The sequence below is a fragment of the Streptomyces sp. NPDC045701 genome, from assembly GCF_056432045.1.
Window position 1 is genome coordinate 1 of record NZ_JBWKJV010000090.1, and the last position, 9,585, is coordinate 9,585.

Annotated in this window: 7 protein-coding genes and 2 pseudogenes; 7 read left to right on the forward strand and 2 right to left on the reverse strand. The window is 69.0% G+C overall.

Going from position 1 to position 9,585, the window contains the following annotated elements:
* Nucleotides 1-223: 223 nt before the first annotated feature.
* Both AC07DW_RS32140 and AC07DW_RS32145 read left to right on the forward strand, forming a co-directional pair.
* Nucleotides 224-430 (forward strand): annotated as a pseudogene (locus AC07DW_RS32140) (transposase); the annotation flags it as partial.
* A 126-nt stretch (nucleotides 431-556) separates the two neighbouring features.
* Nucleotides 557-3,613 (forward strand): Tn3 family transposase, encoded by a 3,057-nt coding sequence (locus AC07DW_RS32145; RefSeq protein WP_478861183.1) that lies wholly within the window; start codon nucleotides 557-559, stop codon nucleotides 3,611-3,613.
* Between the two features lie 32 nt (nucleotides 3,614-3,645).
* Here the strand turns inward: AC07DW_RS32145 and AC07DW_RS32150 are convergent, their stop codons facing one another.
* Nucleotides 3,646-4,410 carry an aminoglycoside adenylyltransferase family protein gene (locus tag AC07DW_RS32150; RefSeq protein WP_478861184.1) on the reverse strand — a complete coding sequence of 255 codons (765 nt, stop codon included), beginning with the start codon at nucleotides 4,408-4,410 and terminating at the stop codon, nucleotides 3,646-3,648.
* Nucleotides 4,411-4,533: 123 nt separating this feature from the next.
* Here AC07DW_RS32150 and AC07DW_RS32155 point away from each other — a divergent pair, with 123 nt between their 5' ends.
* From AC07DW_RS32155 to AC07DW_RS32170, 4 genes are all read left to right on the forward strand, one after another.
* Nucleotides 4,534-5,067 (forward strand): GNAT family N-acetyltransferase, encoded by a 534-nt coding sequence (locus AC07DW_RS32155; RefSeq protein ID WP_478861189.1) that lies wholly within the window; start codon nucleotides 4,534-4,536, stop codon nucleotides 5,065-5,067.
* On the forward strand, nucleotides 5,057-6,337 hold the full coding sequence (locus AC07DW_RS32160; RefSeq protein WP_478861185.1) for a GNAT family N-acetyltransferase: 1,281 nt from the start codon (nucleotides 5,057-5,059) through the stop codon (nucleotides 6,335-6,337). Before AC07DW_RS32155 ends, AC07DW_RS32160 begins: the two co-directional genes overlap by 11 nt.
* 172 nt (nucleotides 6,338-6,509) lie before the next feature.
* Nucleotides 6,510-7,451 (forward strand): aminoglycoside phosphotransferase family protein, encoded by a 942-nt coding sequence (locus tag AC07DW_RS32165; RefSeq protein ID WP_478861186.1) that lies wholly within the window; start codon nucleotides 6,510-6,512, stop codon nucleotides 7,449-7,451.
* A 2-nt stretch (nucleotides 7,452-7,453) separates the two neighbouring features.
* The gene (locus AC07DW_RS32170; protein WP_478861187.1) at nucleotides 7,454-8,002 is read left to right on the forward strand and encodes an ATP/GTP-binding protein; all 549 of its coding nucleotides are present in this window, start codon (nucleotides 7,454-7,456) and stop codon (nucleotides 8,000-8,002) included.
* Nucleotides 8,003-8,049: 47 nt separating this feature from the next.
* Here the strand turns inward: AC07DW_RS32170 and AC07DW_RS32175 are convergent, their stop codons facing one another.
* Complete coding sequence (locus AC07DW_RS32175; protein WP_478861188.1) at nucleotides 8,050-9,024, reverse strand: tyrosine-type recombinase/integrase; 975 nt, start codon at nucleotides 9,022-9,024, stop codon at nucleotides 8,050-8,052.
* Between the two features lie 205 nt (nucleotides 9,025-9,229).
* Between AC07DW_RS32175 and AC07DW_RS32180 the strand changes: the two are divergent.
* Nucleotides 9,230-9,585: pseudogene (locus tag AC07DW_RS32180) on the forward strand (transposase); the annotation flags it as partial.

The following is a 9,585-nucleotide window of genomic DNA, read 5'->3' on the forward strand; positions in this document are numbered from 1 at the left end:
CATCTTCCATCCCGACTGGAACTACACGGTGCTCGCGACCCCACGGGCCGACGCGACACGCCCGAGCTGAAGGAAGTAGTTTTCGCGCGAGCCCTTAGCTTGACGTTTAACCTCGCTCGTCACCCGACCTGCTGATCTGCGGTGTTTCCCGGGACAGCGGAGGCGGCCGTTCTCCACGCTTCGAGGTGTCGAGTCAGGAAGCACCAGAGAACGGCCGCTGTGTATGAGTCTGTCTGCCGACGTGTCCGGACGCGAGGCGTTGGATGTGTTGTCCCGCTTTCGTGTCGAGTTCTACGACTGCCTGTATGCCCGGGCTGACGCGCTTTTCGAGCTGACCGACGCGGTGCTGTGTGCGGACGGGCCGGTGAACACCCTGGTCGAGCTGTCGCTGACGGCCGAGCACCGGCGCGGGCACGGCGCCTTGTACTCGGGGGCCGAGGAACATCCGTGTCAGATCGTGCGCTAAGCCTTCTCTGAGCTGCTTGAGGCTTTGACCTGGGGTGATTGTGCGGCGGAGCCTTCGTGGGTCGTTGTTGTCGATCTTCGGAGAGCTGTTGTGGTCGTGGAGTTCTTGTCGGATGAGCAGGCGGCCCGATATGGGGCGTTTGATGGAGTTCCGTCTCGTGCGGAGTTGGAGCGATATTTCTTTCTGGACGACGCGGACCGGGAGGCGGTGCAGGCCAAGCGGCGTGCGCACAATCGGCTGGGTTTCGCGGTCCAGCTCACGAGCGTGCGGTACCTGGGTCGGTTCATGCCGGACCCGCGGCAGGTGCCGGCGGCGGTTGTCGAGTACCTGGCCGAGCAGTTGGAGATCGCGGACCCGTCGTGCCTGCAGCAGTACGGCGAGCGGGACGGGACGGCCCGTACGCATGCCGGGGAGATTCAGGAGGACGGCGGGTGGAAGGACTTCTCCGAGGTTTCGGAGGAGTTGAGCCAGTGGCTGGATGCGCGGGCCTGGACGACTGGTGACGGGCCGAAGGCGCTGTTCGACGCGGCTGCGGGGTGGCTGCACGAGCGGCGGGTGCTTCTGCCCGGTGCGAGCCGTCTGGCCCGGCTGGTGGGCAGTGTGCGCGAGGCGGCGAACCAGCGGCTGTGGGACACCCTCTACGGGCTGCTGAATACCGGGCAGCGGGCGGTGCTGGACTCGTTGTTGACCGTGCCGTCCGGCGCGCGGGTCTCGGAGCTGGACCGGCTGCGGCGCGGTCCGGTGCGGGTGTCGGGCCCGCAGATGAAGTGGTCCCTGGAGCGGGCGGGGGAGATCGCTGACCTGGGGATGGGGGAGCTGGACGTCACAGGGATACCGCCGCGGCGCCTTGCGGAGCTGTCGCGGTACGGGGTGGACGGCAAGGCGACGCTGCTGCGGCGACACGGGGACTCGCGCCGTCTGGCGACGCTGCTGGCCACCGCGGTGCACCTGACGACCAGGGCGGTGGATGACGCTCTGGACCTGCTGGAGGTTCTGGTCGCCACGAAGCTGCTGGCCAAGGCCGAGCGGGAGACCGTCAAGGAGAAGATCAGGACGCTGCCGAGGGTGGAGCGTGCGTCGGCGAAGCTGGCGACCGCGTTCCAGGTCGTTTTCGATACGACCTCCGAGCAGGTCGACACCGACACCGGCGAGGTCAGCGGGCCGAAGGTGGCTTCGTTCGAGGCGATGTGGGAGCAGATCGAGGCGGTGGTGCCGCGTCGGGAGCTGGCGGCGGCGATCGCCGCGCTGTTCGAGCTGACGCCGCCGCTGGACTCGGACGCGGACGAGGCGTGGAGGGCGATGCTGGTCACCCGGTTCGGCACGGTGCGGCCGTTCCTGAAGCTGCTGGTCAAGGTCGTGGACTTCGGTGCGACCCCGGAGGGGCTGCCGGTCTTGCAGGCGCTGCAGTCGTTGCCGGAGCTGATGGGCCGCAAGAAGGTCGGCCCCTCCGAGATCGACACGGGCCTGCTGGTGGGGTCGTGGCGGCGCCTGGTACTCGCGGCCCCGCACCTGGAGCCGGGCACGGTGGACTGGAAGGCGTACGTGTTCTGCGTGCTGGAGCAGTTCCACCGGATGCTGCGCCGGAAGGAGGTGTTCGCGAAGAACTCCTCCAAGTGGGGCGACCCACGCGCGAAGCTCCTGGCCGGGGAGGCGTGGGAGCAGGCCAAGCCCACCGTGCTGGCCTCCCTCGGACTGCCGGCGGTGGCGGGAGAGCATCTGGCAGCACGGTCCGCGCTGCTGGACGGCACCTACCGTGAGGTGGCCGGACGGCTGCCGGAGAACTCCCAGATCGTGTTCGACGAGGACGGACGGCTGCACTTCGCCGCGCTGGAGCCGGAGCCGGAACCTGCTTCCCTGCTGGATCTGCGGGCGGCGGTGAACGCGATGCTGCCGCGTGTGGACCTGCCGGAGGTGCTGCTGGAGGTGTTCTCCTGGACCGGCGCCGACCAGGCGTTCACCTCGGTCACCGGAGGCGAGGCCCGCCTCAAGGGCTTGCACGTCACGATCGCGGCGCTGCTGGTGGCCCACGGCTGCAACGTGGGATACACCCCGGTCATCGGCGGCGTCGACGCGCTGAAGTACGGACGGCTGTCCCATGTTGACCAGACGTATCTGCGCCTGTCGACCTACCGGGCCGCGAACGCCACCTTGATCCAGGCCCAGGCGTCGATCCCGCTTGCCCAGGCGTGGGGCGGCGGGCTGGTGGCCTCGGTCGACGGGATGCGGTTCGTCGTCCCCGTGCCGAGCGTGTACGCGCGGCCGAACCCGAAGTACTTCGGTCGCCGGGGCGGCGCGACCTGGCTGAACATGATCAACGACCAGGCTGCCGGGCTCGGCGGGAAGGTCGTGGCCGGCACCCCGCGCGACTCGCTGTACGTGCTGGACGTCCTCTACGACCGCGACGGCGGTAAACGCCCCGAGATGATCGTCACCGACACTGCCAGTTACAGCGACATCGTGTTCGGCCTGCTCACACTCGCAGGGTTCGCGTACGCGCCACAGCTGGCCGACCTGCCGGACCAGAAGATGTGGCGCATCAACCGTACCGCCGACTACGGCGCCTTCCAGGACGCCGCCCGCGGCCGGGTCCACCTGGACCGCATCGAGCGGCACTGGGAGGACATCCTGCGGATCATCGGCTCCATCCACACCGGAGCCGTCCGCGCCTACGACGTGATCCGGATGCTGTCCCGCGACGGGCGCCCCACCCCGCTGGGGGACGCGATCGCGCACTACGGGCGGATCGCCAAGACGCTGCACATCCTGCGCCTGGCCGACGAACCCGCCTACCGCCGCAAGATCAAGGTGCAGGCCAACCTCCAGGAAGGCCGTCACGCGCTCGCCCGGAAAATCTTCCACGGCAAGGCCGGGCAGCTCTACCAGCGCTACCAAGACGGAATGGAGGACCAGATCGGCGCGCTCGGCCTGGTGCTGAACGCGCTCGTGCTGTTCAACACCCGGTACATGGACGCCGCCGTCACCCAGCTCCGTGCGGACGGATTCGATGTCCGTGACGAGGACGTCGCCCGGCTCTCCCCGTTCGTCCGCCACCACGTGAACATGCTCGGCCGGTACTCCTTCCAGCTCCCTGATCTGCCCGGCGGAATGCGGCCCCTGCGCGACGAGCAGGCCACCGACGAGGAATAGCTGGCCCTGGTCCGGGTGGATGAGTTGGCGGTTCATCCATGTTGGCGCAGGTTGTGGATGCGGGTGAGTACTTCGTCGACGTGCGGGCGTACCTGGGCCTTGAGTTCGTGGCTCCAGGTCTCGTCCTGGTAGTGGCAGGTGCGGTACAGGTCCCTGGCGTGCTCCAGGGCGGGGCGGTGCTCCGGGGGGAGGCGGGTGAGGACCCAGTCCGCGGCGATGTCTTTGGGCTCGATCTTGCCGGTGGCAAGGGTGGTCCAGATGCGGGCGAGGGTGAGCAGGACGTTGCGGGTGTCGTCGGCGAGGTTGTCGAGGAGTTCGGGGATGCCCGCGACGCTCGCCCGGACGAGGTCGGCATGAGGCACAGGGTCGAGGAGCTGGGCGGGCGGCGGGCCGGTGAGGGGGTGGTCGCCTGCCAGCACTGTGGTGAGCGTGATAGCCAGATCCGGCATGAGGTAGGGCTGCGGGGGCTGCCCTCCTTCTTGTAGGTCTTCGCGGAGCCACTCACCGAACAGGAAGTCTCCGGTCGGCGGGTACCGCCAGGGGCGGACCTCGGCTTGCACGACAACGGTGACTTCGACCGGCCGGACGGTGGGTGTGAGGCCGGAGATCTCCAGCAAGCCCTCGGTAAGCGCCTGCCGCTTGCGCTGGTCCAGGCTCTGCCGCGTGACGGCCAGGACATCGAGATCGCTGGACGGGCCCAGGCCCCCGAGCACGGCGGAGCCGTGGAGATACGTGCCGAGGAGCTCCGGCGCCAGGACGCCGCGGATGAGTCCGACGGTCTGCTCAAGTTGATCCATTACCTCAGTGTGGAGAGCCGCCGCCGCAGGAGGCGTGTCCGAAGGGGCAGATGTATCGGATTGGCCGGTAATCAGGGCTTATTTATGTGCGGGTTTTGTCGCTTTGATGAGAGCGTGACCGACATGAACACTCTCAACGGCCGCTCAGTGGTTCTGCGCCGCGCGACGCCGGATGACGCACCCGCCTTCCGCGCCGCCCTGGCCTGCGAGGAGGTGGCCCGTTGGTGGACGAGGAACGGGTGGCTGGACGTCGAGGGCGATCTGGCCCGGCCCGGTCACCGGCGCCTCGCGATCACAGTCGAGGGCGCGGTGGTGGGAATGATCCAGTGGTGGGCGGAGGAATCGCCGGTCAGCCCCTACGCCACCGTCGACATGTTCCTGCACCCCGACTATCACCGCCGCGGGTACGGCGCCGATGCGCTGCGCACCCTGGTCGGATGGCTGCTGGGCTCCGGCGGACAGCACAGGGTCACGATCGACCCGGCAGCCGACAACATCGCCGCGATCCGCTGCTACGAGAGGGTGGGCTTTCGCCGCGTGGGAGTGCTGCGCCAGTACTGGAAGGACGATGCCGGGCAGTGGCGCGACGGACTCCTGCTCGACCTCCTCGCCGGTGACATGGCAGCGGGTCGGGAAGGCGGACACGGTGACCGTTGAGATCCGTCCCATCGCGTTGGACGAAGCAGCTGACTTCCTGCGGATCGTGCCCGGCTTCGCGGGAACACCGAGCTGGGAGCCGGAACCGCCCGCCTGGCACTCGGGCCTGGGCGTTGCTCCCCGGTTCGACGAGCCCGCGAGCGGCGAGGACCTGGCCAAGGCCGCGGCCGGGCTGCGTGATGTGGACCGTACGCGGGCCGCGTTCGTGGACGGCCGGCTGGTGGGCACCTCGCAGATGCTGTCGCTGGAGGTCACGGTCCCCGGCGCCGGTCCGGTACCGATGGGCGGGCTGACCGCGGTCGGCGTCCTGCCGACCCACCGGCGACGAGGCCTGCTCCGGGACATGATGCGAGCCTTGGTCGACGACTGCCATGAGCGGGGTGAGGCGCTGGCCACGTTGAGCGCCGCGGAAGGCGGCATTTACGGCCGGTACGGCTTTGGCCCCGCGACCTACCAGGCCCGCTGGGAACTCGACATCGCCCAGGCCCGGCGACCGTACCGCCATGAGCAGCAGGGGCGGCTCGAGCTGGTTGACGCCCGGACGGCGAACGCGGTGTGCCCGCGCCTCCACGAGCAGGTCCGGCAGAGCCGGGTGGGCGAGGTCAGCGCGTACCACGGTCTGTGGGACGAGAGGGCCGCCCGCACGGGCGCCTGGCAATACCTCCTGTGGTACGACGACACCGGCACGGTGGACGGCGCAGCCGTGTACCGCATCCCCTGGTCTCCCGACCCCGCGACGGCCGGCACGGTGGAGGTCGACTGGCTGGAAGCCGCCACTACCGCCGCCTACACCGACCTATGGGCCTTCCTGACCAGCCTCGACCTGACCCGACGCGTCGTCGCAGGCAAACGGCCCGTCGACGAAGTACTGCGCTGGCAGCTCACCGACCCCCGCGCCCTGCGCATCACCCGCCAGAGCGACGACCTGTGGGTCCGGCTCATCGACGTCCCCGCCGCACTGGCCAACCGCACCTACCAAGTGCAGGGCTCGCTCGTCGTCGAGGTCACCGACGCGTTCTGCCCGTGGAACCAGGGCCTTTGGCACCTGGAGGGCGGACCGGAGGGGGCCCACTGCCAACGCGCGCCCCGAGGCACGTCGGCGGACCTGTCCCTGAGCTCCACGACCCTCGGGTCGATCTACCTCGGCGGCACGCCCGTCGGGCCACTCGCCGCCGCTGGGCTCATCGACGAGCACACCAGCGGCACGCTGGAGCGGGCCACGGCCATGCTCACCCAGCCACAGGCACCCCACAACGCCATCGGCTTCTGACAGCGGCCGGCATTCGCCCGCCAGAGACTCTCCCGACTGCAACGACGAACGGAGCACCAGCCCCGTGCACCAGCCAGCTGCTTGCCCCGCAGTATCCGTCCCAGGGCCGGGGTCGTTCGCAACACCAGAAGACCCGGTGACGGCGGAACTGTTCCCCTCGACCCTCCCGATCATGGACACCCTCGGCGGAAGCGGTCCCGGACGCGCATGGCTGGACGCACTGCCCCAGACCGTGGCCCGGATGCGCGCCAGATGGTCCCTGGACCTTCAGGCCCCGTTCCACGGTGGCAGCTGCTCGTGGGTGGCGCCCGCCACCTTGCCGGACGGGCTCCCCGTAGTACTGAAGATCAGCTGGCCCCACCGGGAAGCAGCCGGTGAGGTCGAGGCACTGCGTCTGTGGGACGGACACCGAGCTGTGCGCCTCCTGCGGGAGGACTCCGAGCACCACGCACTGCTGCTGGAGCGTTGCGACCCAGGCCACCCCCTCCGGTCTGCCGACCACCTCAGCGCCGAAGAGCGACTGCTGGCGGGCGCGGACATCCTCCGCGCGCTGTGGCGGGTACCGGTGCCTCATCCGACGGGGCTGGAGCAGCTGGCGGACGTCACCTCCGAGTGGGCGGGCCTCGCCGAGGATCGTATGGAGCGGCTCCGGCCCGGCTTTGATGCCGGCCTCGTGGCGCACGGGATCCGTCTGCTGCGCGAGCTACCGGCCACGGCGTCGCGTGAGGTTGTGGTGCATGGCGACTTCAACGCGGGCAACGTGGTCGCCGCTGCCCGCCGTCCGTGGCTGGCCATCGACGCCAAGCCGATGATCGGCGACCCCGGATACGACCCGTGGCCGCTCCTGGAGGAGATCGACGACCCGTTCGCCTACACCGAATCCCACCGTGTGCTGGCCGGACGGTTCGCACTAATGGCTGATGCCCTTGGTGAGGACGTCGGCAGGCTTCAGGCCTGGGGCATCGCCCGGCGGGTGGAACCGCTCTGTACGTGGCGAACGACGGCGACATCCCCGGCGGACTCGACGTCATGCGCGAGGCACGGGTCTTGGCCGACCTGCTGGGTATCTGAGCAGCCCCGCAGCGGTCGGCTCATGGCCTTGAAAGGAACCTGATCATGCGGAGATTCATTCTCACCGGTACACCGGGAGCGGGAAAGACATCGATCCTCGCGGGCCTTGAACGGCTGGGACATCAGGTTGTCAGCGAGGCGGCGACCGATGTCGTGGCCCGGCGGCAGGCATGCGGAGAGGATGAGCCCTGGACGCGGCCATCGTTCATCGACGACATCGTCGCCGAGCAGATCCAGCGGCAGACCGCGGCCGTCATGCCGGGCGTTCGTATCCAGGTCTTCGACCGGTCGCCGGTATGCACCCACGCCCTGGCCAGCTACCTGGGTCTGCCCGTCCCTCCAGTCCTGTCGGCGGAGCTGGAACGGATCACGACTGAGGGCTTGTACGAGCGGCAGGTCTTCTTCATCCGGAACCTCGGCTTTTGCGAGCCCACCGCGGTCCGCCGGATCAGCTTCCAGGACGCGCTGGAGTTCGAGAGGGTCCACGAGCACAGCTACCGTGAGTTCGGCTTCGAGTTCATTGACATCCCTGCCGACCGTGTGGACCGACGCGTCGCGACCGTCCATCAGACGATCTCCCGGCTCGCGTCATGACAAACCGTCTGGGCCTCGACCAGCAACAGCACGGCCCGTCACCGTCCTCAGCGCCGGGTGTCGCCTGGTGCCAGGAGACTGGTGAGTTCGGCGATGGCCTCAGGAGACGGTTTGAAGTAGCGCCTGACGTTCTCCGGCTTCTTGTGCCGTGACTTGGCCATCAGCATCAGCAGGGATGCGCCTTGTTCACCCAGGTGAGTCAGGGAGGAGTGGCGGTATTCGTGCAGGTCCCAGCCCGTCCCGGTCCCGCGTACAGCTGTGTGTTCGTCGAGCAGTGCGCGGGCCTGCCCGTATGACAGACGGGCCAGCCCGGTGTCCGGGCAGACGTCGCGAGGGCTGACGACCTTGCCCGGCCCCGGGCGGCGGTGGGTGACGAACACCGGCCCGCGGGTTCGGCCTTTGAGCAGTCGGGGCAGCAGCCGGGCGGTGCCCGCATCCCAGTAGACGGTCTCCAACACGTAGTCCGTGCGGGCCTGGCCCCGGCGGCGGTACTTCGACTTCGCGCCCTTGGCCTTGACGGGGCAGCGGCGCCCGGCGAAGTCCAAGTCCTCGATGTTCACCGTGAGGATTTCTTCCGCCCGCCCCGCGGTCTCGTACAGCATCCGCCACAGGGTCTTCTCGCGCAGGTGGACCTCGCGCCGTGCGATGAGCCGGTCGACCGCCATCTTCGAGCGGGCCGGGGTCTGGGAGTCCGGCACCGCGAGCCGTTTCGCCCAGGCCGGAACAGCCGGCCCCTCGTAGCCGCGCTCGCGGCACCAGCCGAGCCAGGACAGCACACCCGCCCTGCGGGAGTTCCAGGTGTTGACCGCTGAAGTGCCCCAGAGCAGTTCGAGGGCCTCCCCGATCTCATCATCCGTGACCGAGGCCAGGGGCCGGCCTTCCCCGATCCGCTCGGCGGTCTTGCCCACCCCGATCGCGTAGTTCCGGACCGTGTTCGGATTCCCGAGCGAGTCGAGAAACACATCGGCCGCCACCCGGACAGTCAACGCCTTCCCGGTCGGCAGTTGGACGAGCGTGGGCACTATTTCCCCTTGCCGCAGATAACAGGGCCGCTTCATGCAACAGCCCAAGAAGGTCACCGCAGGTGACGGATCAAGCTACCGCAGATATTGGGGTGTTATCTGTGGGACAACTTCAGACCGGTCCCGCCTCCGCCGACTCGCCAGCCGCCCACCAGGGCCGACGGAGGCTTAGCGCACGATCTGACACCGATGTTCCTCAGACCCCTACTCGGGCCTGGACCGGGGCTGGCTGGAGCCGGCACGGTTGCGGCGCGCGCTGGCCGGGTTGCCGCTGCCCAAGACGGCCGACGGGCGGATCGTACTGGCCGTGGACGTCAGTAACTGGCTCCGCCCCGACGCTCCCACCAGCGACGACCGGCTGTTTTGCCACGTCTACGGGCGTGGCGACCGCAAGACGGACCAGCTCATCCCCGGCTGGCCGTACTCCTTCGTCGCCGCCCTGGAAACAGGCCGCACCTCCTGGTGCCGGCTACTGGACGCCCTGCGCCTGGGGCCCGCGGACGACGCCACGCTCGTGACCGCCGCCCAGCTGCGCGAGGTCGTCAGTCGCCTGGTCAGTGC